Genomic DNA, 24,144 nt, shown 5'->3' with positions numbered 1-24,144 from the left:
ACGTGTCGCACGGCGCTGCCCGTGTCTGACCGGCTGGACTTCTTGGCCGTTCAGCTCAGGAAATTGGTCACCGCTGTCGTGAGTTCGGGCGACGCGGATGTCGACAGGTTCTGGTAGCTACCACCGGAGAGCTTGGCGACCGCTTCCCACGTTTCCCGGTCCGAGTCGGAGCCGAAATCGATGACGTTGACGGCGACCGGCTTGGCCGGGTCGGCGCTCTGCTTGATGAAGTCCTGCAGGCCCTGGCCGCCGAGACTCTGGTCGGTATGCGGTCCTGATGTGATCACCAAGACCGAATTGGTCTGTCCGGCATGAAAATTGGCCTGGGCACTCTGGTAGATCAGCCGCAGCGTGGTGAAAGACACCGCCCCGCCCGACGTCGCGTGCTGTCGATCCAGTGCCGCCGCCAGCGCTTCGGCGCGTGGTTTGCCGTCGATCTGGTCGCCCAGCGGGCCTGCCGGCACCTCCGACCGTCCCTCTTTACCGTCGAAGGTCCACAACCCGATCACGGCGTTGGGGGCCAGCGCTTTGATCCGGTCGTCGAGGGCACCGACTACGTTGCCCAGCCGGGTCTTGCCGCCTTCGTCGGTGGTCATCGACTGCTCGAGCATGATGGTCGTCGCAGGCGCGCTGGCGGGTGCCGATACCGCATTGGCCAGCGCGGCACGGGTGCCGTCGTCACCGACCGACAGCGTCGACGGCAGCGCGGGGAATCCGGCCACATCGCTCTTCGGCGGCTTGGTGCCCTCGGCGCGGAAGCCGGCCTTGGCAAGCTCGGCGAGCTGGTCGGGCTTGTGCATGAAACGGGCGAACTCGCTGGCCGCCGTTACCTGCTCCTGTGACAACCACGATCCGCTGAGCAGCACCGTGGGGTAGTCGGCGACCGCTGCGGCACCCGGCGGCAGCCACGCGCTCAGCGTGTTTCCGGCATCGGTTTGCGACTGTCCGCGGGCAAACACCTGCTGCTCGGTCGTGACCACCGCGTGCACCGGCGCGGTTGCCGGGTCGCCGCCCTTGAGCAGCGCGTTCATCGCCTCACCGAGCGAATTGTCGGCCAGCTTCGGCTGCCCGCCGATCAGTGTGCGCACCGCACCGCTGCCGTCGGTCGGCGGCGCCCCGGGCGGCACCGACGCGGCGGCCACCGCCTCACCCGCGAGGAATGCCGCGTCGCTGTTGCCGGCCAGCGGCAACGCCAACCTCAACGAGCCCCATGCCGGCAACCGCAGACCGGCCAGCGAGTCCGGCTTGACCTGCAGATCGGGCAGATTCGCCCACTTCTGGTCGCCGAGGGCCTTCTGGAGTTCGGGCCGGACGGCGAGCACCACCGGAGACGTGACCAGTGACCGGCTGTCGGTCACCGTTTCTTTGCCGGCTGCGGCGGTGAGGCGGGCCGCTGACACCGAGCTACCGGGTATCCACAGCGCGGGACGCTGACCGAGCTCGGCGGGCCACTTGCCGATGAAGCCGTCGACGACGGCGTCGGAGCCGGCCGACTTCACCCCGATCGCGACGCAGTGATCCCCGACCGGAGCGGCGATGGCGTTGAATCGCTCGGCGAGATGCTGGACCTCGTCGGAGATGGAGGAATCGGCGATAACGGCGACCGGCTGCTTCTCGCCCACGCATCGCGCGCTGTGCGAGCGGTCGGAGAGCGCGTCTCCGAAGAAGCGCCACAGAATGACCACGCCCACCACCACGACGACCGAGACCAAGGCCGCGACCACGCCGATGCTGACGCCGCGGCGTGCACCCTCGTCGCGGTGGCCACCGCTGAAACCGGGCAGGCCGCGGTGCCCGCCGGTCGGTGGGTCGGACGGCGGCGGGGTCGGCGGTTCCGGGTCGCGCCGCGGAAAGTCGGGGAAGTCGTCCGGCGCCTCGATGTCCGCCGGGGGGAAGTCCCGTTGCGGAGGCTCAGGGGTCGAGAAACCACCCGGGCGGGCTTCCGGTTCGTCGAAGCCGAAAAACCCTGCGTCGTCGGCGAACTCGTCGCCAAATTCGTCAGACGGTCGGCTCGGATAGCGCGGCGCGGAGAAGGATCCCGGGTAGGGGGGCTCATCGGTTGCAAAGCTCGGAGGCTCGCGATCACCGACGGTGGCTCCGAAGTCGTCTGACTCGGGAAAGTCGTCCGACGGCTCGTCGATCGGCTCGTCGTCGATCGGCTCCTCGTCGTCGTCGGGAGCTCTGTGCCTACCCATGCCGGTCCTCTCCTGAGCGCCGGAGGTGTCCGCTACCGCTGGTCATCGGTGTGGCCCAGGGATCCCGAACCGATGTCACCCTTGAGCGCGAGCCTTGAACTCGCGCCGGCGCCGATGCAGGATCGGCTCGGTGTAGCCGCTGGGCTGTTGGGTGCCCTGCAGGATCAGCTCCTGGGCGGCCAGGAACGCGATGCTGTCGTCGAAGTTGGGAGCCATCGGCAGGTAACCGGAGTCACCGGCGTTCTGTTCGTCCACCAGCGGAGCCATCCGCTCCAGGCTAGCGCGCACATCCTCTTCGGTGATGACGCCATGCCGTAGCCAGTTGGCCAGCAGCTGGCTGGAAATCCGCAGCGTGGCACGGTCTTCCATCAACGCGACATTGTGGATGTCAGGGACTTTCGAGCAACCGACCCCGGCGTCGATCCAGCGCACGACATAGCCCAGGATCGACTGGCAGTTGTTGTCGACCTCTTCGCGGATCTCCTCCGGAGCCCAGGCCAGTTCCTTGGCCAGCGGCACGGTCAGCAACTCGTCGATGGTGGCGCGCTTCTTGCCTTCGAGCTCTTCCTGCACCGAAGCGACGTCGACGTAGTGGTAGTGCATCGCGTGCAGCGTGGCTGCCGTCGGCGACGGCACCCACGCGGTGGTGGCACCGGCTTTGGGCTGGCCGATCTTCTGCTCCATCATGTCGGCCATCAGCTCGGTCATGGCCCACATACCCTTACCGATCTGCGCCTTGCCTTTGAAGCCGGCCGCCAAACCGGTGTCGACGTTGTTGTCCTCGTAGGCCTTGATCCAGGTGGTGCTCTTCATCGCACCCTTGCGGATCATCGGCCCCGCTTCCATCGACGTGTGGATCTCGTCGCCGGTGCGGTCCAGGAAGCCGGTGTTGATGAACACCACCCGGTCTGCCGCGGCCTTGATGCACGCCTTGAGGTTGACCGTGGTGCGACGTTCCTCGTCCATGATGCCGACCTTCAGCGTCCCCTGCGGCAAGCCGAGAACGTCCTCGACGCGGCTGAACAGCTCGCAGGTGAACGCGACCTCTTCCGGGCCGTGCATCTTGGGCTTGACGATGTAGACCGATCCGGTGCGGCTGTTGGTCAACGGACCGTTTCCGTCGCCGGTCTTGAGTCCGTGAATCGCGGTCAAGCCGGTGAACAGCGCGTCCTGGATGCCCTCGAACACCTCTTTTTCTTCGTCACCTTCGCTCCACACGATGGCGTCGTTGGTCATCAGGTGACCGACGTTGCGCACGAACAGCAGGCTGCGCCCCGGCAGGGTCAGCTCACCGCCGTCGGGCGTCTTGTAAGTGCGGTCCTGGTTGAGCACCCGGTGGATGGTCTTGCCGCCCTTGTCGACCTCTTCGGACAGGTCACCCCGGTTCAGTCCGAGCCAGTTGCGGTAGCCCAGCACCTTGTCGTCGGCGTCGACCGCGGCGACCGAGTCCTCGAAGTCCATGATCGTGGTGATCGCCGATTCCAGCACGACGTCCTTGATGCCGGCGGCGTCGGTCTTGCCGACCGGCGACTCCGGGTCGACCAAGACCTCGATGTGCAGCCCGTGGTTGACGAGCAACACCGACCAGTTGGGGGAGCCGAGTTCACCGGTGTACCCGATGAACTTCTCCGGGCTGGCCAGCTCGAGCGAGCCGTCGGCGGTCGCGATCTTCAGCTGGTCGTCCTCCACGCTGAGCCCGGTCGCCTCGGACCACGAGCCCGACGACAGCGGGACCGCCTCGTCGAGGAACTTGCGCGCATAGGCGATCACCTTGTCGCCGCGGACCCGGTTGTAGCTGGTGCCCTTCTCGGCGCCGTCGTCCTCCGGGATGACATCGGTGCCGTACAGCGCGTCATACAGCGAGCCCCAGCGGGCGTTGGCCGCGTTCAGCGCGAACCGTGCGTTGAGCACCGGCACCACCAGCTGCGGGCCTGCGGTCGTGGTGATCTCGTCGTCGACGCCGGCCGTGGTGATCGCGAAGTCGGCGGGTTCGGGCTGCAGGTAACCGATTTCGGTCAGGAACTCGCGATATCCCTCGGGGTCCAGCGGCTCGATGACGTGCTGGCGGTGGTACTTGTCGATCTGCGCCTGTAGTTGGTCGCGGCGCGCCAACAGGTCCTGGTTCTGTGGCTGCAGGTCGGTGACGACCTTGTCGACACCGGCCCAGAAGCTGTCAGGGTCGATGTCGGTGCCTGGCAGAGCCTCGTTGTTGACGAAGTCGTACAGCACTTGGGCAACGCGCAGGTTCCCCACCGACACGCGATCAGTCATCTTTTCCTCCGCACTCACCTGTCAAAACCACATCTCAGCCTACCGGCCAGCGGCCCGCCTACTGGCAACCGGCAACCTGCAGCAGCAGGTCACACCGCGCCAGCAACGCCGCCCGCAACGGCTGGGCGCGGGCGGTGATGGCCTTCTGGCATCGCACATACTCGGCGCGGCCCGCCGCGTCTTCGACGGTGATCGGTGTGTACCCGTAGTCGCTGAGGTCGTACGGGCTGGCTCGCATGTCGATCTCACGCGCGGCCGCCGCCAGTTCCAGACAGTCGAGCAGCGTCTCGGAATCGATCAGCGGGCTCAACTTGTACGACCATTTGTACAGGTCCATATTGGCGTGCAGGCAGCCGGGCTGCTCCCAGTCGTGTTGGGCGGCACGGCTTGGCGACCCGGCATTACGCGGTGCGGCTTCGGCACTGAAAAACCGGAACGCGTCAAAGTGGCTGCAGCGCAACGGCCCTGCGATCTCGTCGTCGACCACGGCGTCGGTTCCGGCGGCGCCCAGGCGCAGCGGGACCCGGTCGTGACGGACCTCGCCGCTGCGATAGACCATGGCCCACTCATGCAGGCCGAAACAGTTCAGCTGGGCGGGCCGTTCCGCGGTTGCGCGCAGCAGCCGCGCGATGAACGAGATGGTCTCCAGCCGGCTGAGAAGGTGGTCGCGGCTGACCGTGACGCCGGCCGCGTCGACGACGCCGTAGCCGCGCCGATCGCGGTAGCGGCGGACCGCGTCGTCGCCGGCCAGCACCACCCCGAAACCGGGATGCCAGCAGCGCAATTGACCGGGCTTCAGGCTGTAGTAACTGAACAGGAAATCCCACACGGGGTGGGACTGACCTGCGCGAGCCCGCTCCGCATGCGGCGTGATGAACCCGTCGACCCGCACGGCGTGGTCGTGGGCGCGAGCTTTCCACTGCGCGGCCTCCAGCCGGACGGTCGTGCGATCGCCCAGCTGCGCCGGCCGCCGGAGTCGCCGCTCGGCGTCAAGCACGCCCTGTCCCGTCGCGCACGACGCCGACCAGATCCCGCACCAGGTCCTCGAGGGCGACCATGGCCACCACGGAGGCGCCGTCCCGCGCGGTCACCAATGCCAGGTGGCTGTTGCTGCGGCGCATCCGGGACAGCGCGTCGGGAACACCCAGCGAGGCCGGAATGCGGGGCAGCGGGCGGACTCTGGCCAGATCGATCACGGCGTGCGGGTCGTCCGCCAGCGACAGCACGTCTTTGATGTGCAGATAACCGATGAAGACATTGTCGACGTCGACCACCGGGAACCGCGAGTAACCTGTTGCCGCCAAAGCCTTTTCGAGGGCATCGACTGTCGGGCCGCAGCCCGCTGCCGACACTGGCACGGCACGGATGTCGGCGAGCGGAACCGCGATGTCGGCGACCGAACGGTTGCGGATCTGCAGCGCTCGGGTGAGCCGCGTGTGCTCTTCGGGATCCAGCAGCCCCTCCGACACCGACTCAGCGATCATCTCGCTGAGCTCGACGGTGGAGACCGTCACGTCGAGCTCGTCGCGGGGGCTCACCCTCAGCAGCCGCAGGATGGCTTTGTTGCACCGGTTGTAGAAGTTGATCACGGGCCGAACCGCGCGCACGTAGAGCAGGTAGGCCGGAAGGAGCAGGATCGCCGCGCGTTCCGGGCCGGCCATCGCGATGTTCTTCGGGACGATCTCGCCGAGCAGCAGGTGCAGCGACACCACAATCGCCAGCGCCACCAGCAGCGACGACGTGTGCAACAGCGTGGGGGAGGCATCGAGCAGGCCGAGTGGCTGGCGCAGCAGGTCGGCCACCGCGGGTTCGCCGATACGTCCGAGCAGTATCGACGCCACGGTGACACCGAGCTGCGCTCCGGCGAACATCAGGGGCAGTTGCTCGCCGGCCCGGATCACGGTCACCGCACCCGATCTGCCCTGTTCGGCAAGCGCCTCCAAGCGGTCGCGCCGCGCCGAGATCAGCGAGAACTCCGCGGCCACGAAAAAGGCGTTCACGGCGACCAGGAAGAAGGTCGCCAGCAACTTGAACACGTCGCCCATCAGCGGCCTCGCGTCGCGGGGGATTCGGCGCGGTCGGACAGTTGAGTCAGTTCGAGCAGGTCGATGCGGCGGCCGTCCATCCGCAGGACTCGGGCTCGCCAGTCGGAAGCGTGCGGGACGCCGTCGTTTTCGTGTCCGCTCAGGCGCACCTCGTCGCCGATCACCGGGATGCGGCCGAGCTGCTGGAGCACCAGCCCGCCGATGGTCTCGTACTCACCCTCGGGTGCGTGGTAGCCGGTCGCGGCAGCGACCTCGTCGATACGCAGCAAACCGGACACCCGCCAGCCGCTGTCGACGGCGACCACGTCCTGGGTGGCGTCGTCGTGCTCGTCGCGCACGTCGCCGACGATCTCTTCGATCAGATCCTCGACGGTCACCATTCCGGCGGTGCCGCCGTATTCGTCGACGACCATCGCGGTCTGCAGGTCGTTGGCCCGGATCTGTCCCATCAGAGCGTCGCCGTCGAGCGTGGAGGGAACTTTCGCGACGGGCCGTGCGACGGCGGTGACCAGCATCGCCTCCCGGTCTGCCGGCGGCACTCCGAAGACCTGTTTGACGTGCACGATGCCGACCGTCTCGTCGAGGTCGCCGTCGATCACCGGAAAGCGGGAGAAACCGCTCTCCACCGCGGCTTCGACCAAATCCGCGACGGTGTCATCCACTTGCAGCGCAACGATTTTCGACCGCGGGGTCATCAACTCCTCGGCGGTCAGCTCACCGAACTGCAGCGACCGGTCCAGCAGGGCAGCGGTCGTCGGATCCAGCGAGCCGCTGCGGGCCGAACTGCGGACCAGCGAAACCAGCTCCTGGGAGGAACGGGCTGAACGCAGCTCCTCGGCGGGTTCAACGCCGAGCTTGCGCAGAATCCAGTTGGCCACGCCGTTGGTCAGGCGGATCGGCCAAGTCATCGCCCACGAGAACAGCAACTGGATGCCGGCGACAGCCCGCGCGGTCGCCGGCGGATGTGCCACCGCGAGGTTCTTCGGGACCAGTTCACCGAAGATCATCGACAGCGAGGTGACGATCAGCAGCGTCACGAAGGTGATCACCGCGTCGGCGATCCGGTTGGGCATCCCGAGCGCATCCATGGCCGGATGAGGCAGTTGAGCCACCAGCGGTTCGATCAGGTACCCGGTGATCAGGGTGGTGATCGAAATGCCCAGCTGCGCCCCCGAGAGCTGAAACGACAGGCTGCGGTGCGCGCGCTGAACGTAACGGTCGCGACGGCCACCCGTGCGGGCGTTGGATTCGACGGTGCTGCGTTCCAGGGTGGTCAGCGAGAATTCAGCCGCGACAAACACGGCCGTACCTGCGGTGAGCAGGACAATCGCCAGCAGGCTGAGCAGGATGACGAGCACATTCATCGGGGCCACCCCGAAGAAGGAGGCTCCTCGGAGTCGGCGTCACACACGCCGGTCGGCGCGGGTGCCTGCGGCACGGGGACCCCTTCTTCGACGTATCCACTGATGAGTGAACACCGATGGTAGCGAAGGAGCGACGCGCCCGAGTCCTCGTTGCCGTGCCGACACGCCCGGCTTACCACCCGAAGGGCAGCGGATGCCCCTCGGCGAAGCCGGCGGCGGACTGAATGCCGACCACCACCCGCTCGTGCAGTTCGGCCAGCGTCGACGCACCGACGTAGGTGCAGGTGCTGCGCACCCCGGAGGTGATGTGATCGAGCAGATCCTCGACGCCACCACGCGCCGGATCCAGCGCCATCCGCGAGGTCGAGATGCCCTCCTCGAACAGCGCCTTGCGGGCCCGCTCGAAAGCGCTGTCGGCGGCGGTGCGCGCCACCACGGCACGCTTGGAGGCCATGCCGTAACTCTCTTTGTACGGCTTGTTGTCGCGATCGCGCAGCAGGTCGCCGGGGGACTCGTAAGTGCCGGCGAACCACGACCCGATCATCACGTTGGATGCGCCGGCAGCCAGCGCCAACGCCACATCACGCGGGTGCCGCACACCGCCGTCAGCCCACACGTGCGCACCGAGTTGCTTTGCCGCCGTTGCACATTCGAGGACGGCGGAGAACTGCGGCCGGCCCACCCCGGTCATCATCCGGGTGGTGCACATCGCCCCCGGGCCCACCCCGACCTTGACGATCGACGCACCGGCGTCGACCAGATCGCGGGTGCCCTCCGCCGAGACCACGTTGCCCGCGACCAGCGGCACACCCAGGTCCAGTGACGCGATCGACTTGATCGCGTCCAGCGCTTTCACCTGGTGACCGTGTGCGGTGTCGACGACGACCAGATCGGCCCCGGCCTCGGCGACCGCCTGCGCCTTGGCGACGACGTCGCCGTTGATCCCGACGGCTGCTCCGATGCGCAGCCTTCCGGCGGCGTCGACCGCCGGGGAGTAGATGCCGGCACGGATGGCGCCGGTCCGGGTCAGCACGCCGGCCAGGGTGCCGTCGTCGGCGGTCATCACCGCGACATCGACCGAGGCATGCTCGAGCAGATCGAAAACCTTTCGCGGATCCGTTCCCACCGCTGCTTTGACGAAGTCGGTGATCGCGATGTCGCGCACCCGGGCGAATCGGTCGACTCCCTCGCAGGAAGATTCGGTGATCAGGCCGATCGGTCGTCCCTCGAACGTCACCACCGCTGCCCCGTGCGCCCGCTTGGAGATCAGCGCCAATGCATCGGAGACCGAGTCGTCGGGCTCCAGCGTGACCGGGGTGTCGACCACCAGGTCGCGGCTTTTGACGAAATCCACCATCTGCTGGACCGCGGTCACCGGAAGGTCTTGCGGCAGAACGACAATGCCGCCACGACGAGCAATCGTTTCGGCCATCCGTCGGCCGGCCACCGCGGTCATGTTGGCGACGACCACTGGGATGGTGGTGCCGGAGCCGTCGGCGGTCGACAGGTCGACGTCGAACCGCGACGCCACGTCCGAATGGTTCGGCACGATGAAGACGTCGTCGTAGGTCAGGTCGTACGCGGGGCGCTGCCCGTCCAGGAACTTCATCGCGCCCCGCTAGGCAGGCACTTCGCTGCGGTCTCCACTCCACAGCGTGTGGAACTTCTTGCTCGAGTCCTCATCAGTCCGTCCGTAGGTGTGTGCGCCGAAAAAGTCCCGCAGTCCCTGGGTGAGTGCGGCGGGCAGTCGCTCGGTGCGCAGCGCGTCGTAGTACGAGAGCGCCGAGGCGAAGCCCGGGACGGGGATACCCAATTGGGTGGCTGTCACCACTACGCGGCGCCAACTGTCGACGGCCGCCTCGATGGCACTGCGGAAGTACGGTGCGGCGATCAGCGTGGGCAGGTCGGGGTCTTCGTCGAACGCGTCTTTGATCCGGTTGAGGAATTTGGCCCGGATGATGCAGCCGCCGCGCCAGATGGTGGCCATGTCGCCCGGAGTGATTCCCCAGTCGTATTCGGCGCTGCCGGCCTGGATCTGGTTGAAGCCCTGCGCGTAGGCGATGATCTTCGACGCATACAGCGCTTTGCTGACGTCATCAATGAATTGCGCTGCGTCGCTTGGCTTTTGCCCGAGGTCACCGGAGGCCAGTCCGGTGGTGGCCTTGCGCTGGGCCACCGAGCCGGACAGCGCCCGGGCGAACACCGCCTCGGCGATACCGGTCACCGGCACACCCAGGTCGAGCGCCGACTTGACCGTCCAGCGCCCGGTGCCCTTCTGCTCGGCCTCGTCGACGATGACGTCGACGAGCGGCTTACCGGTCTTGGCATCGGTCTGGCGTAGTACCTCGGCGGTGATCTCGATCAGGAAGCTGTCCAGGTCACCGGAGTTCCACTCGGAGAACACGTCGGCGATCTCCGGCGCGCTCTTGCCGAGGCCGTCACGCAGGAGCTGGTACGCCTCGCCGATGAGCTGCATGTCGGAGTACTCGATGCCGTTGTGCACCATTTTCACGAAGTGACCGGCGCCGTCGGGGCCGATGTGGGTGCAGCAGGGGACCCCGTCGACATGGGCCGAGATCTCTTCCAGCAGCGGGCCCAGCGACTCGTACGACTCGGCAGGTCCGCCCGGCATGATCGACGGACCTTTGAGCGCGCCCTCTTCACCGCCGGAGATGCCGGCGCCGACGAAGTGCAGTCCGCGCTCGCGAATGGCCTTTTCACGGCGAATGGTGTCGGTGTAGAGCGCGTTACCGCCGTCGATGATGATGTCGCCGTCTTCCATCGCATCGGCGAGCTCGTTGATGACGGCATCGGTCGGCTCGCCCGCCTTGACCATGATGACCACCCGTCGCGGCTTCTCGAGCGCGTCCAGAAATTCTGCGATGGTCTCCGACCGGACGAATTTGCCCTCGTCGCCGTGTTCCTTCAGCAGGGCGTCGGTCTTGGCGACCGACCGATTGTGCAGCGCCACGGTGTATCCGTGACTGGCGAAGTTGCGGGCGAGATTCGAGCCCATCACCGCCAGACCTGTCACGCCGATCTGCGCGGTTCCGGTCGTTGACTTCGACGAGCTCATGGGAATGCCCTTCTCGATTCGTGGCTAGTGGCCCTGCACCGAACACTGTGGCACAGCAGGATTCATGCCCGTGCAAAGTATCGCCATTGTCCAATGCCGCACCGGTCGCCGGGTCAGGCAGCGGTGAACAGCCGGTGCAGTTCGGTGAGCCAGGGAATGGCGAGCGCGACCGTCGGAACCACCAGAACCGCTGCAGCGGCGAGATAGGCCGCCACCGACAGCCAGAAGCTGTTGCCGCTGCCGGAAAGCCGTCGCACCCGCAGCAGAGTGTGCGCGCCGCCGGCGGCCAGCGCACCCAGGGGAGCGCGTCCGGACGCGCAGGCGACCAGCGCCCGGGCCAGCGGAGCGCGGCCGGCCACCCGGACCGCGGCGTCGTCGGCCAACAGCTCGGCCAGCAACTGCACCGCGTCCAAAGCGCTTGCGCTACGGACGAATCGGGGGAACGCGGCGTGGGCGGCGGTGAAGGCCTCGAGCACCAGGTCGTGGCGGGCCCGCAGGTGTGCGCGCTCGTGACAGAGGATCGCGGCGACTTCGTCGTCGGTCAGCGAGTCCAGCGTGCCCTCGCTGACCACCACCCGGCTCCGCACGCCGGGAAGGCAATAGGCCAGCGGCTGAGCCACTTCCAGAACGCGCAGGTCGCGGCCGCGGGCGCTGGCCCGAGCGGCCACCAGATCAGGCGACAGGCCGAGCAGGTCGACGAGCATGCGGTGATGGGCTCGTCGCCTACGGGTGGCGACCGCACCCCGCACGACGGCCACGAACAACCTGGCCCCGATCAGCAGAGTGAGCCCCAGGACCGCGACGTCGAGAAGCCACAGCGGCCAACCGAGGCGGCCGATCTCCGCGGCGGGGCTGGCGGTCGGGCGACCGTTGGCGCCCGGAACGAACAAGCGGCTGGCGATGGCGATACCCGCACTGAATGCTGACAGCACAGCTGCGACGGCGATCGCCTGCCACAGCACCATCGCTGCCCGGGGAGCGCGCAACGGCCAGGTGGCTCGGGCCAGCAAAGCGGGCACCGGGCCGACCAGCATCACCGCAAGAACGGTGAAAGCCAGCCCGGACATGGTCCCAGTGTCTCTCAGTCCTCCGGCCGCGCGCCACCAGACGAGGTTTTCCGATGACCGGATTCCAATTCGTCGAGGGCGCGCCGCAGCGCCTCGGCCTCGTCGGCACCGACGCGCTCGACAAAGTGCACGAGAACGGCATGGCGGCTGCCGGTGTCGGCGGCCTGGTCGAGTGCATCCACCATCAGGCCGGCAACCAGTTCGTCCCGGCCGTGCACCGGGGCATATTGGTGAGCGCGGTCGTCGCGGATTTGCGACACGAGATTCTTCTTGGCCAGCCGTTGCAGCACGGTCATCACCGTCGTGTAGGCCAGATCGCGCTGCTCGGAAAGCGCTTCGTGCACCTGGCGGACGGTTTGCGGTTGGGGAGCGGACCAGAGGTGATCCATCACCGCGCGCTCGAGATCCCCGAGCCGCGTCAGCTTAGCCATGTTTGCTCATCTCCTTGGCAATGCCGCTAGCGTACCCGCGCTTACTACTGACTGTCGTACCTCACCTGCCGGAAGCGGTCCGACGGCCGTCAAACCCTCTGGTGCCGGCGGCGGCGCAGCAGGTCCTTGTGAGGGTCCCCACAGATTCGAAGTCAATCATATGGTTAGGCTAACCTTACAACCGGAGGTGACCGTGACGATAATGATCGACGACCCGCTGATCGCGGCGATGTCCATTGACCGGGTGCTGCCGCTGCACGAGTCCAGCAGGCGGTTACGCGAGTTGTATCCCCAATGCCCACGGGTCTACGGCGTCGCGGTGTTGGGCGATGTGTCGGTGCGCCGTTGGTGGCCGTTGACCTCGGCGCTCAGCACCGATCGATTGCAGACGATGTTCGACGCCGCCGCGGTCGACATGGATCGGCGAAGCGCCGCAAGGCAATTGGCGGCGACGCTGGTCCACACCGTGATCGGCCGAGTGGTGGCGCTGGTCGTGCTGGAGGCCAGGGCGTGGGACACCGGGCTGGAGAACTTGTGGGTACACGTCGACTCCGACGGCGTCATCGACTGGGCCGGCGTGGTCGACGCCACGGTCCGCGTGCTGCCCGATGACCCGTGCGCCGCGGACGCGCTGAGCGACGGCGTGGTTCGCCTGCCGAGCGAGGCGGCGCTGACGACCTGGGTGGCCCATCGCTGCCACCGCACCCTGGATCCGCTGTTCGCGAGGCTGCATGCGGTCAGCGGGGGAGCGCTGTCGGTCGCGGCGATGTGGAACATCGTCGGCTCGATGGTGGTGGCGTCCGCGACCCAGGTGCCCCAGCTGGCGGGCACCGACGAGCTGGCCGCGATGCGACGCGGTCAGGCCGTGCTGGACGCGCTGGTCGGGTTCGGCCTGCCGGTTCGCGGGCTGTCGGCGGCGCGGACACGCGCGCGAGGGACCTCTTGCGAAATTAGGACAGCCTTGCCTATGCTTCTGGCATCGAGCGTTGAATGACCGAGACGGTGTCCTGAGGGCTGCAGTGACCCCCGGTCTCTCGATACGGCGAGCCCCGTGCATTACGCACGGGGCTCGCTGCTATCTGGGGGACGCGCGGCGTCGGGGTCAGTTCTTGACGAAGTGGTACACCCGGTAGGACGCCTTGCCGGTCTGCATCTGGCGGTATGCCAGCGTTCCGGGCGCGCCGGCGAACATCTTGCCGAAACCCTGCAGGAACTTCGGGATGTGGCGGGTGTTCAAGTCCAGGAAGACCTCGGCACTCTTGTCCCGGGCGCGCAGCACCTCTTTGCTGATGTCGCGCTTCGAGGCCATCTCCATCGGCATCGCGGCCAGAGCGGCGTCCCAGTCGTCGTATTCGAGGTACCCGCGGAAATCGGCGTACAGGAAATGACCGCCCGGGCGCAGCACCCGCGCCACTTCGGGAAGGAACCGGTCGAAGTGCGGATAGGTGTGCGAGGCCTCGACGTTGACGATCGCGTCGAAGGACTCATCGGCGAAGGGCAGGCTCTCGGCGTTGCCCTCGACGAAGTCCAGCCCCGGCAGGTTGTGGCGTTTCTTGGCGAACGCGACACCGTCCGGGTTGAAGTCGAGGCCGGTGTAGGAGCCCGGCTGGAAGGTGCGCGTCACGTACGCGGCGCCACCCCCGTGGCCACTGCTGATCTCGAGAACTTTCTTCCCGCTGAGATCCGCTTGACCGGCGGTGGTGTGGTAGAGCTGGATGGAGTATCGATTCGGCTCGTCCTCGGCCGCCAGCTGCAGTCCCAGCGGCGGGTCTTCCTCGTAGCCCCAGTTGAGAAAGACGATGTCGTCGCTTTCCCACCGTCGGGTGATCAAGGGGTACCAGTACTTGTTCATGGCCAGCTTCAGCCATGGCAGCGGGTCGACGGGCTTGAGGTATCGCTGGAGTGTGTTTGGCACAGCGGCGAGTATGCCAGGCTTTACTACGAACTGGTGCGATCGGCCACCAGGGCCGAGTTGGCATCGTGCGACGCCGTCGCGGTTCGCCGGCGGACCGTCGCTCGTGCGCCTCGCGCCGGCTGGTAGGCGATGCCGCGCCAGTGTGGTCGCTCGTCCGGCGCATCGGTTGGCGTGAAATGGAATTCGCGCAATATCAGGCGCAGGGTAATGTCCATCTCCATGGTGGCCAGCGCGGCACCGACGCAACGGTTGACGCCGCCGCCGAACGGAACCCACCCCTTCGGCTTCGCGGCACTGCCGAGGAATCGATCCGGGTTGAACGACATCGCGTCTGCGAAGACGTCATCGGAATCGTGGACCAGGGCGAGGCTCAGGACGATCCTGGTGTTCTCCGGAATAACCCACTCACCCAGGCGAAGACGCGCTTTGGTGCAGCGGACGGTGGAGTCGAGAACGGTCCGCGTGCGCTGCACTTCCGCGATCGTGGCCTGGCGCAATTCCGATCCGCCGGCGTCGACCTCCTCGGCCAGCCGCTTCAACAAATCCGGATTGCGGGTCATCCGCTCCACCGCCCAGCCCAGCGATCCGGCCGTGGTCTCGTGGCCGGACACCAGCAAGGTCAGCATCTCGTCGGCGATGTGCTGATCGGTGATCGGTTCGCCGTTCTCGTAGCGTGCCCGCACCAGCAGCGCCAGCACGTCGCTGCGCTCTTCCAGCGTGGGATCGACCCGGGCGTCCGCGATCAGCGAGAAGATCGCGGCGTCGAAACGGCGCCGGTACCGCATGTAGCGACCCCCGAGACTCCACCGCCCCAGGTCACGCCGCAGGGTCGTCGGCAGCGTCAGGTACACCCCGACGATGTCGGCCATGGGCGGAATCAGGTCGTACAGTTCGTCGAGGGTGTCGCCCTCGGCACCGAACACCGCGCGCAGGATGGCACCGAGGGTCATCGTCGTCATCGACGGCAGCGTCTCGAACTCCTGCCCTTCCGGCCATTTCGCGATCTCGCGCAACACCTCTTCTTCGATGACGGGCTCGTAGCTGCGCATCCGCTTGCCGTGAAACTGGGGGAGTATGAGCTTGCGGCGCTCGAGGAGTTCATCGCCGGCAAGGGCGAACGTCGACCCCGCGCCGAAGCCGTCGCCCAGGCTGGCGGTCCCCGTTGTCGCGCGTTCCAGTAGATCGGTGCTGGTGTTCAACACTTCCTTGACCAAGGCCGCGTCTCTGACCACGACAGCGCGGCCCAGGCGCGGCATGTTCACCCGGAAAACCGGGCCGTGCCGCCGACTGAGAGCGCCGTACATGTGGTGGTACTCGCGCAGGAACCACAGGCCCTGAACCGCTTTCGGTAGCCGCGTGCCCGGCGGTAGCCGCACCGGCTCGGTTGTCGGCGTGAGCATTTCGTTCCCTCCCCGCTTCGGCACTGGCATGGCTTCCGCGCCGGAATCTCAGAGTACCGGCCGCAATCGTTTGAGCGTCGTTTCAGCCCTGAAGTCCGATTAACTGGACTCTATACGGTATGCGGTCGCACTCGGGCGGCACCCGAGGCGAGAGAACGAAGTGTGGCGGGTCAGTCTTTGACGAAGTGATGCAGCCGGTAGGACAGCCGCCCACGTTGCAGTTCCTTGTACATCAACGTGTCCGGCGCACCGGCGAACAACTTCCCGAACGGACGCACGACGAGGGGTAGCCGTCTGTTGATCAATTCCACGTGGTGGGCCGCGTTGTTGTCGAGCCCGCGAAGGACGTCGGCGTTGATCTCACTCTTGGACTCCATCCGCAACGGCAGGCCGGCCAGGGCCGCGTCCCACTCGTCGTACTCGAGAAATCCGCGGAAGTCGACGTATAGGAAGTGTCCACCCGGACGCAGGACCCGAACCACCTCGTCGAGAAAGCGGTCGAAGCGCGGGTAGGCGTGGGACGCCTCGACGTTGAGCACCACGTCGAAAGAATCGGCGGGAAACGGCAGATCCTCGGCGTCGCCGTGCACAAAGTTCAGCCCCGGCAGGCGATGCCGGCGCTGGGCGAATTCCACCCCGCGCGGGTTGAAGTCGAGGCCGGTGTAGGACGCGGGCCCCAGTGTCTTCGTCAGGTAGGCGGCACCACCGCCGTGCCCGCAGCTGGCCTCCAGCACGGTCTTGCCGCCGAGGTCGATCTGCGTTGCCGTGCGGTGGTAGAGCTGGATGCCGTACCGGTTTTTCTCGTCCTCGGCAGACAGCGGCAGGCGCATCGGCGGGTCTTCTTCGTAGCCCCAGTTGAGGAAGACGACGTCGTCCTGATCCCATTTGCGCGTGACGAAGGGATACCAGTACTTGTTGATCGCCTTCTTGAACCAGGCGTAACTGCCGAGGGGCTTCACGTAGCGGCGACCGCCCGTCGCGGCGGGGCGCACGCCGGTGCCGGTCATCGTTGGCCTGCCGCGGACAGCGAGCCCACGCCCTCAGGTACACCGTCACTCCGCCGGTAGACCATCGACCTCGCGCCTCGCGCCGGCACCGTCGCCAAACCGCGCCACCTGGCCTTCTCATCCGGCGCATCGGTGGTGGCGAAACGGAATTCACGCAGCAGCGTCCGCAGCACGACGTCCAGCTCCATGTTGGCGAACGCCGCACCGACGCAGCGGTTGACCCCGCCGCCGAACGGGATCCAGGCAGCCGGCTTGATCCCCGTTTCCAGGTATCGGTACGGGTTGAACGAGTGCGCCTCGGTGAAGTCGTCTTCGGATTCGTGCGCAAGCTTGATGCTGATGATGATGTTCGTGCCTTCCGGAAGGACCCACTCGCCCAGCCGGATTCGGGTCTTGGTCCGCCTTGTGGTGCCGTCCAGCACGGGCCGGGTGCGCTGTACTTCCCAAATCGTGGCTTGCCGCAGCGTGGAGCCACCGGCGTCGGCTTCCTCGGTCAACTCGGAGAGCAGTTCCGGGTGGCGACTCAGTCGCTCCAATGCCCAAGCCAGCGAGGCGGCGGTGGTCTCGTGACCGGACGCCAGCAACGTGAGCAGCTCGTCGGCGATGTGCTGGTCTGAAATACCCTCGCCGTCTTCGTAGCGGGCCTGCAGCAGGAGCGCCAGAACGTCGGCTCGCTCGTCTATCGCGGGATCGGCGCGAGCTTCGGAGATCAACGAGGCGATGATCGCGTCGAACCGTCGGCGTGCCCGCAGGAACCTGCCCCACGGACTCCACGGGCCGAGGTCCTTGTGCACGACCGGCGGGCAGACGGCGAGCATCGAACCCAGCGTGACCATCGGGGGCACTATTTCGCGCAATTCCTTCAACGCAGGACCGTCGGCGCCGAAGACCGCGCGCAGGATCGCACCGAGAGTGATCCGAAGCATCGGCTCGAACGCGGAGAACTCGCGACCGTCCTTCCAGTGCGCGATCTCGCGCAGCACCTCTTCTTCGATGATGCGCTCGTAGCCGCGCATACGTTTCCCGCGGAACGGCGGGGTGAGCAGTTTCCGGCGCGCGCGATGCTCGTCGCTGGCCAAACTGAACGTCGAGCCGGGACCGAAGACCGCGCCGATCGCACCGGCACCAGACGGGGCTCGCTCGACGAGATCAGTGCCGGTGCTGAACAGATCTTTGGCCAACAGCGGATCGCAGATGACAACCGCATCGTTGTTGCGCGGCAGGTTCACCCGGACAACGTCGCTGCCGTAGCGTCGAGCGAGCGCCGCGAACATGTCGTGGCTCGACATCAAGAAGGCGGTGGTCTGGATCAGCTTCGGAATACGCGAACCCGGCGGCAGCCGCACTGGGTCCATCGTCGCCGTGGCCATGCTGAGCCTTCCATAAGTATGTTCAAAAGTGTTTTACATTCAAAAAGAATCATACAGTCCCGTTAACATACCGCGCAATAGTTGGCTTGGGCCCGGTGGGCTCGTAGGGCAACGGAAGGGGAACCATGCAGCCGCTAGCTGAGGCACCGTTCGACAAGGAATTGGGACTTGCCTTCACCGAAATCAGCCCCGACCGCACCCGCGCGCACCTCGAAGTCGCGCCAAAACTGCTGCAGCCCATGGGAATCGTGCACGGCGGCGTGTGGTGCTCGATGGTGGAGAGCCTGGCCAGCGTGGCCGCCTACACCTGGATCGACGCCAACGGCGGTGGCTCGGTCGTGGGTGTCAACAACAACACCGACTTCCTGCGCGCTATCCGCAGCGGGACGGTCTACGGCACCGCGACGCCGATCCACCGTGGACGGCGTCAGCAGCTCTGGCTGGTCACCATCGTCGACTCGGACGAGCGTTTGGTGGCGCGAGGCCAGGTACGGCTCCAGAACCTCGAAGCCGAGAGCTAACTGGCGGCTTTCGCCGTCTCGTCCTGATGCGCCTCGGCGGCCAAAACCGCCAGTTGTTCGAGCCGGGTGCGGGCAAAGGCCTGCTGCTCGGTGATCGTGAGCTGACCACGTCGGCCACTCAAGAACGTCACCAGCCACGACAGGACTGTGGTGACCTTGTTCTTGAAGCCGATCAGGTAGACCAGGTGCAGCAGCAGCCAGGCAAACCATGCGATGACTCCGCCGAACTCGACCGGACCGACCTGCGCAACGGCCGAGAACCGCGAGATCGTGGCCATCGAGCCCTTGTCGAAGTACTGGAAGGGTTCGCGCTGCGCGGGGTCGGCCCCGGCCAGCTCGGCCTTGATCGCCTTGGCGGCGTACTTGCCGCCCTGGATCGCGCCTTGAGCGACGCCCGGCACCCCGTCGACGGCTGCCATGTCGCCGACCACGAAAACGTGGGAATGCCCGGGAATCGACAGGTCAGGTAGTACTTTCACCCGTCCGGCGCGGTCGAGTTCCACACCCGACTGGCGGGCCAGGTCGCGGCCCAGCGGGCTCGCGGAGACACCGGCCGACCACACCTTGCACGAGGACTCGATACGGCGGAGAGTGCCGTCGCCATCCTTGACGGTGATGCCGTCGCGGTCGACGTCGGTGACCATCGCGCCCAGCTGGATCTCGACACCCATCTTCACCAGACGCGCAGCGGCCTTCTTGCCGAGCTTCTCGCCCATTTGCGGAAGTACCGCGGGCGCGGCGTCGAGCAGGATCACCCGCGCCTTCGTCGAATCGATGTGGCGGTACGTGCCTTTGAGCGTGAAGTCGGCGAGTTCGGCGATCTGGCCGGCCATTTCCACACCGGTCGGCCCTGCGCCGACGACGGTGAACGTGAGGAGCTTCTTGCGCCGCTCGGGATCACTGGACCGCTCGGCCGCCTCGAACGCGCTCATGATGCGACCGCGCAGTTCCAGCGCGTCGTCGATGGACTTCATCCCGGGTGCGTATTCGGCGAAGTGGTCGTTTCCGAAGTACGACTGTCCGGCGCCGGCGGCGATGATCAAGCTGTCGAACGGGGTTTCGTAGCTGTGGCCGAGCAACTCCGAGACGACGAACTTGCCCTTGAGATCGATGTGCGTGACGTCGCCGAGCAAGACCTGGGCGTTGTGCTGCCCGCGCAGGATCATTCGGGTCGGGGGAGCGATCGCACCTTCGGCGACGATTCCGGTCGCCACTTGGTACAGCATCGGCTGGAAGAGGTGGTGGGTGGTGCGGGCGATCAACTTGATGTCGACGTCGGCCCTCTTCAGCTTCTTGACCGCGTTCAAGCCGCCGAATCCCGAGCCGATGACCACTACCCGGTGTCGACGGTTCAGTGCAGTGTCTTCGAGCTGGGCGTTCATGGCGTCATTGCTCCTCAGCGGCGACAGGGTTCAGGCTCTACGATAGCCCCCCGGACCTGCAATTTTCGATGTAAGCAGCTGTGATCGCCCACACCCGCGACCTCGCACGTGACGCAGGTCGCTGGCGTCAGGCGGCAACGGGCCGCAGAGCCTCGGCGACCGCTGCGATCCCTCCCGGGGTGTAGCGCGGCATGTTGATCACCACGCCGTCGATGCCGACGCCGGCAATGATGTTGAGGTGGTCGGCGTAACGAGCCGCGATGGAGAACGTCTTCTTCTCGCCGCTGCCACCGATGAGGATCGGAGTGCGTTCGCGACAGCGCGGTTCGGCGAACGCCGAATCGGTGCCAACGCGCCAAGAGCGGTGTACGCCTCGAGCGTCGGTTGATCGGGGGAGCCGAGCATCGGCAGCTGATAGAAGTGCTCCATCACGAAAAGCGCGTCATAGCCCGCTGATTCGGCCTCACGCGCCTGCGCGATTACGGTGGGAAAAAAATTGTTCGACACCGGTGCCGTAGGAAAAGTTGGGGATTTGGAAGCCAAGTCGAATGGTCACAAAACCCACCCTGGTGACCGACGCGTGGCTGCAACGGTCGCCGACGCGAACTACGCGTTAGGCGAACTGCGCCAGCGCGCCGTGGCTGACATGCAGTGTCTGCCCGGTGATGTGGCGGGCGGCCGGGCTGGTCAGGAACAGCGACATCCGCGCGACTTCGGCGGCCACCGACGGCGGCGTGCTCGACAGGCCTTCGTAACCCGGCTGGGCACTGCGCCCGGTCGCGACGGCGTTCACGGTGATCCCACGGGTGCCGAACACGGTCGCCTGGCCGGCCACCCAGCTGGCGAGGGCGGCCTTGACGGCGGCCTCGGCGCTGCCGGGGCGGGGGTTCTCCGGCACGACGCTGATGATCGACCCACCCGAACGCAGGTGGTCGCCCACGGTCTCGAGGGTGAGTACGGAGGACAGCACCGTGTCGTCGAGCGAGCGGCGCCATGCGCCGGCCAACTCGGACAGCGAGTACGCACGCGGGTCACCGGAGTCCCAGCGGGGTGCCGGAATGTTGACGATGGTGTCCAGGTGGTGCGGGAACAGGTGGCGGACCTCCGCGAGAGCGGCGGGGTCGGTGTTGTCGCAGACGATCGCGTCCGCCTCGATCTCCTTGGCGGCTACCTCGAGGTCGTCGCGGCGGGCGCCGAGCAGCGTGACCGTGTGGCCCTCGTTGTGGAACCCCTCAGCAACAGCGCGACCCAGTTCGGTGTCGCCGCCGGTGACCAGTACCTCCATCGCCATGACCTCCTTGTATTCAGCATTGAATCCAGGTGCCGGCTCGTCGTGAGCAGCCGCGGCGTCCGCCTAGAGCAACGGTCTTCCGATGCTTCGATGGTGGCACACCGCAACGCCGGTCCCTGGGATTTCAGGGCGTGTGTGGCATTAACGTTTCCTTATGTTACTGGACGGTAGCTAGATATGAAACTCCAAATCCGGCACGGCGAGGTCACCATTTGGACAACGCTGAGCACTGTGACGTCATCCCGCGGCACTGCGCGCCGGTCCGCGATGGCATGGCTGTTGACGTGTGCAGTGCTGACGAGCCTGGCCGGATGCGGGCAGCCGTCTCGACCGCCGACACCGGCGGTCTCGTCGTCGGCGCGCGCGCCGGCCACCCCGGTCAAGGTGTTCGCCGCCCTGCCCCTCAGGCCGGCCTTCACGTTGCTGGCCGGCAAGTTTCAGACCGAAAATCCCGGCGCGACTGTCGATTTCGTGTTTGCGACGTCTGCCGAGCTCGCCGACAAGCTGACCCAGGGCAGTCGGGCCGACGTCTTCGCCTCGGCCGACAGTGCGCAAATGGACACAGTGGTCAAGGCGGACCTGACAAGCAGCGAACCGGTCGACTTCGCGTCCAACACCCTGGTGATCCTCACCGCCCCGGGCAACCCCAAGCAGATTCGATCCTTCGCAGACCTCGGCAGACCTGACGTGCGCGTCGCGGTCTGTCAAGCGTCGGCACCGTGCGGGGCGGGGGTACAGCACATCGAGGACAACACCGGCGTACACCCCAGCCCGGTGCGCGAGGAGCCGATCGGGTCCGCGGTGCTGGCCAGCGTCACCGCCGGCGACGCCGACGCCGGCTTGGTCTACATGAACGACGCGCACAACGCCGGCGACACGGTCGACACCGTCAGATTTCCGGAATCCGCCGACGCGGTGAACGCCTATCCGATCGTCGTCCTCAGGAATGCGGCCCAGTCGGCGCTGGCGCAGAAATTCGTCGATCTGGTCGTCGGTCCGACCGGCCGCCAGGTGCTACTTGAGGCCGGATTCGCCGGTCCGTGAACAGTGACGCGCCCGGCGGCGCGTGCGTTAGCGAATTGTCACCCGGAGGCCTATCCCGACATCGTCCAACCAATGAGCTGCGCGTAGGTCGCGCGGCCGCCGACAGATCAGAAAAACCAGGCGAAACGACTGCTATTCACCCTTGCGTCACGGGTGTAACACGGTAGCTTTTTCGTCATGAACGAGGCAGAGCGCTATTCGTCACGGACCAAAATGCGCTGGATGATGCGGGTCATCGCCGCAGTCGGCGGTGCTGGTGCCATCACCCTCGCACTGCCCGCGGCCGCCGGTGCCGATCCGGCGACCCCGCCTCCCGGTCCAGCCGCACCCGCTCCCGCCGGACCGGCCCCCGCCGGACCCGCCCCCGTGGGACCCAACCCGGGGGCGCCAGCTGCGCCCGCGCCGGGAATACCCGCGGCGGATGCGGTGCCCGGTCCCGGCGGTCCCGCGCCGCAGGGCATCGGCCCGGTCCCCGGCCCGGCGGCGACGGATCCCGCAAATCCGGTTCCGGTCGACCCGAACGCGGGCCGAATCGACAACCCGGTAGGCGGATTCAGCTTCGTCCTGCCCGCCGGATGGGTGGAATCCGACGCGACGCACCTCGATTACGGATCGGCGCTACTCAGCAAGATTTCCGGAGCACCCAACCCCGGTCAGCCGCCACCGGTCGCCAACGACACCCGCGTGGTCCTCGGGAAATTGGACCAGAAGCTCTATGCCAGTGCCGAGGCCGACAACACCAAGGCAGCGGCCAGGCTCGCGTCGGACATGGGCGAGTTCTTCATGCCCTATCCCGGCACCCGGGTGAACCAGGAGACCATTCCGCTCGGCGCCAACGGCGCCGCCGGTGGGGCGTCGTTCTACGAGGTCAAGTTCAGCGACACGACCAAGCCGAACGGTCAGATCTGGGCGGGCGTGGTCAGCGCGCCGGGCCCGGCAGGCGCGGCGCCTCAGCGCTGGTTCGTGGTGTGGCTCGGAACCGGCAACAACCCGGTCGACAAGGCCGGTGCGAAGACGCTGGCCGAATCGGTCCGTCCACTGGTGGTCGCGCCGGGCCCGGGGGCACCTGCGCCGGCCGGTCCCGGTCCGACCGGTCCGGCACCCGGTCCCGGCGGTCCTGCTCCCGCCGGCCCCGGCGTTCCCGCTCCCGCCGGTCCTGCACCCGCCGGCCCCGGCGTTCCCGCTCCCGCCGGTCCTGCACCGGTCGGTCCTGGCCCAGCCGGTCCCGCTCCGGCCGGCCCCGCGCCCGCGGGACCTCAGCCGGCCGGAGGAAACGGGGTGAACCCCGCCCCGGGCGCGGTATCGACCTGATCGCACGGTGGGCGAAGATTCCCTAGCCAGCCATCGGCTCGTTAGGCTTCTCGGGCACACCCCAGACAGTCCGGCAGTGGGCTGAACACAAATCAATACGCAAGGAGCCGGTCGTGATTCTGCACATCATCTGGATGCTCATCCTCGGCCTGATCGTCGGCCTGATTGCACGATTGATCGTTCCCGGCAGTCAGCCACTCGGACTGATTGCAACCTCTCTGCTCGGCATCGTGGGTGCTTACGTCGGTGGCACATTGGGCAGTCTCGTCTTTCCGCCACACAAGTTCACCGTCACTCCGCCGATCAATCACTCGTTCCTCGGAGCACTGGTCGGCGCCGTGCTGCTGCTGTTCATCTACAAAGCGGCCAAGTCGCGCACCTGACAGCGCGACTGCGCCGGGTCAGATGACTCGCGCCGCGTTGCACGCCCGGCAGATCGCCCGCCCCAGTCCCG

20 protein-coding genes and 1 pseudogene are annotated in these 24,144 nt (G+C 66.8%); 5 read left to right on the top strand and 16 right to left on the bottom strand.

Translation table 11 applies throughout. The features are described from left to right. Positions 1-50: 50 nt before the first annotated feature. The 9 genes from CYU59_RS11815 to CYU59_RS11775 form a co-directional block, all read right to left on the bottom strand. Positions 51-2,195, bottom strand: a complete 2,145-nt coding sequence (locus tag CYU59_RS11815) for a substrate-binding domain-containing protein (RefSeq protein WP_292989445.1) — start codon at positions 2,193-2,195, stop codon at positions 51-53. A gap of 75 nt (positions 2,196-2,270) precedes the next feature. Beyond that, positions 2,271-4,466 (bottom strand): malate synthase G, encoded by a 2,196-nt coding sequence (locus CYU59_RS11810; RefSeq protein ID WP_292989443.1) that lies wholly within the window; start codon positions 4,464-4,466, stop codon positions 2,271-2,273. 58 nt (positions 4,467-4,524) lie between these two features. Next, a complete protein-coding gene (locus CYU59_RS11805) occupies positions 4,525-5,400 on the bottom strand; it encodes a 3-methyladenine DNA glycosylase (protein ID WP_292989758.1) in 876 nt (291 codons plus the stop codon). A 55-nt stretch (positions 5,401-5,455) separates the two neighbouring features. Then, positions 5,456-6,511 (bottom strand): hemolysin family protein, encoded by a 1,056-nt coding sequence (locus CYU59_RS11800; protein WP_292989440.1) that lies wholly within the window; start codon positions 6,509-6,511, stop codon positions 5,456-5,458. Next, complete coding sequence (locus CYU59_RS11795) at positions 6,511-7,875, bottom strand: hemolysin family protein (RefSeq protein ID WP_292989438.1); 1,365 nt, start codon at positions 7,873-7,875, stop codon at positions 6,511-6,513. The genes CYU59_RS11800 and CYU59_RS11795 overlap by 1 nt, the downstream gene beginning before the upstream one ends. Positions 7,876-8,047: 172 nt before the next feature. Continuing rightward, positions 8,048-9,484, bottom strand: coding sequence for a GuaB1 family IMP dehydrogenase-related protein (locus tag CYU59_RS11790; RefSeq protein ID WP_292989435.1), 1,437 nt, complete (start codon positions 9,482-9,484; stop codon positions 8,048-8,050). Positions 9,485-9,493: 9 nt separating this feature from the next. After that, positions 9,494-10,951, bottom strand: coding sequence for an NADP-dependent phosphogluconate dehydrogenase (gndA, locus tag CYU59_RS11785; protein WP_292989432.1), 1,458 nt, complete (start codon positions 10,949-10,951; stop codon positions 9,494-9,496). Between the two features lie 113 nt (positions 10,952-11,064). Beyond that, the gene (locus CYU59_RS11780; protein WP_292989429.1) at positions 11,065-12,018 is read right to left on the bottom strand and encodes a M56 family metallopeptidase; all 954 of its coding nucleotides are present in this window, start codon (positions 12,016-12,018) and stop codon (positions 11,065-11,067) included. 14 nt (positions 12,019-12,032) lie between these two features. Next, positions 12,033-12,449, bottom strand: coding sequence for a BlaI/MecI/CopY family transcriptional regulator (locus tag CYU59_RS11775; protein WP_292989427.1), 417 nt, complete (start codon positions 12,447-12,449; stop codon positions 12,033-12,035). Between the two features lie 193 nt (positions 12,450-12,642). Between CYU59_RS11775 and CYU59_RS11770 the strand changes: the two genes are divergently transcribed. Then, on the top strand, positions 12,643-13,443 hold the full coding sequence (locus CYU59_RS11770) for an iron reductase (protein ID WP_292989424.1): 801 nt from the start codon (positions 12,643-12,645) through the stop codon (positions 13,441-13,443). A gap of 108 nt (positions 13,444-13,551) precedes the next feature. Here CYU59_RS11770 and CYU59_RS11765 read toward each other — a convergent pair whose 3' ends face one another. The 4 genes from CYU59_RS11765 to CYU59_RS11750 all read right to left on the bottom strand — a co-directional run bounded on the left by CYU59_RS11765 (position 13,552) and on the right by CYU59_RS11750 (position 18,141). Further along, a complete protein-coding gene (locus CYU59_RS11765; RefSeq protein ID WP_292989422.1) occupies positions 13,552-14,364 on the bottom strand; it encodes a phthiotriol/phenolphthiotriol dimycocerosates methyltransferase in 813 nt (270 codons plus the stop codon). A gap of 23 nt (positions 14,365-14,387) precedes the next feature. Beyond that, positions 14,388-15,764: a cytochrome P450 gene (locus CYU59_RS11760; RefSeq protein ID WP_292989420.1), complete on the bottom strand. Its 1,377-nt coding sequence runs from the start codon at positions 15,762-15,764 to the stop codon at positions 14,388-14,390. Between the two features lie 170 nt (positions 15,765-15,934). Continuing rightward, on the bottom strand, positions 15,935-16,771 hold the full coding sequence (locus CYU59_RS11755) for a phthiotriol/phenolphthiotriol dimycocerosates methyltransferase (protein WP_292989417.1): 837 nt from the start codon (positions 16,769-16,771) through the stop codon (positions 15,935-15,937). Next, positions 16,768-18,141 carry a cytochrome P450 gene (locus tag CYU59_RS11750; protein ID WP_292989415.1) on the bottom strand — a complete coding sequence of 458 codons (1,374 nt, stop codon included), beginning with the start codon at positions 18,139-18,141 and terminating at the stop codon, positions 16,768-16,770. Before CYU59_RS11750 ends, CYU59_RS11755 begins: the two co-directional genes overlap by 4 nt. Before the next feature lie 125 nt (positions 18,142-18,266). Between CYU59_RS11750 and CYU59_RS11745 the strand changes: the two genes are divergently transcribed. Further along, the gene (locus tag CYU59_RS11745; RefSeq protein ID WP_292989412.1) at positions 18,267-18,662 is read left to right on the top strand and encodes a PaaI family thioesterase; all 396 of its coding nucleotides are present in this window, start codon (positions 18,267-18,269) and stop codon (positions 18,660-18,662) included. On the opposite strand, the gene CYU59_RS11740 is transcribed toward CYU59_RS11745, so the two are convergent. The 3 genes and pseudogenes from CYU59_RS11740 to CYU59_RS11730 form a co-directional block, all read right to left on the bottom strand. Then, a complete protein-coding gene (locus CYU59_RS11740) occupies positions 18,659-20,044 on the bottom strand; it encodes an NAD(P)/FAD-dependent oxidoreductase (protein ID WP_292989409.1) in 1,386 nt (461 codons plus the stop codon). The genes CYU59_RS11745 and CYU59_RS11740 overlap by 4 nt on opposite strands. 217 nt (positions 20,045-20,261) lie before the next feature. Next, positions 20,262-20,600 (bottom strand): annotated as a pseudogene (locus CYU59_RS11735) (hypothetical protein); the annotation flags it as partial. 57 nt (positions 20,601-20,657) lie between these two features. Next, a complete protein-coding gene (locus CYU59_RS11730) occupies positions 20,658-21,335 on the bottom strand; it encodes an SDR family oxidoreductase (RefSeq protein ID WP_292989406.1) in 678 nt (225 codons plus the stop codon). Positions 21,336-21,602: 267 nt separating this feature from the next. On the opposite strand from CYU59_RS11730, the gene modA reads away from it, so the two are divergent. The 3 genes from modA (at position 21,603) to CYU59_RS11715 (ending at position 24,073) form a co-directional block, all read left to right on the top strand. Further along, on the top strand, positions 21,603-22,379 hold the full coding sequence (modA, locus tag CYU59_RS11725) for a molybdate ABC transporter substrate-binding protein (protein WP_292989756.1): 777 nt from the start codon (positions 21,603-21,605) through the stop codon (positions 22,377-22,379). A gap of 177 nt (positions 22,380-22,556) precedes the next feature. Continuing rightward, entirely contained in the window at positions 22,557-23,690 is a 1,134-nt protein-coding gene (locus CYU59_RS11720) for an APA family fibronectin-binding glycoprotein (RefSeq protein ID WP_292989403.1), read from the top strand. A gap of 113 nt (positions 23,691-23,803) precedes the next feature. After that, positions 23,804-24,073 carry a GlsB/YeaQ/YmgE family stress response membrane protein gene (locus CYU59_RS11715; protein ID WP_292989400.1) on the top strand — a complete coding sequence of 90 codons (270 nt, stop codon included), beginning with the start codon at positions 23,804-23,806 and terminating at the stop codon, positions 24,071-24,073. Positions 24,074-24,144: the final 71 nt, after the last annotated feature.

This window comes from Mycobacterium sp., assembly GCF_002863225.1.
Taxonomy (GTDB): domain Bacteria; phylum Actinomycetota; class Actinomycetes; order Mycobacteriales; family Mycobacteriaceae; genus Mycobacterium.
This window is presented reverse-complemented; position numbering and strand designations above follow the sequence as displayed.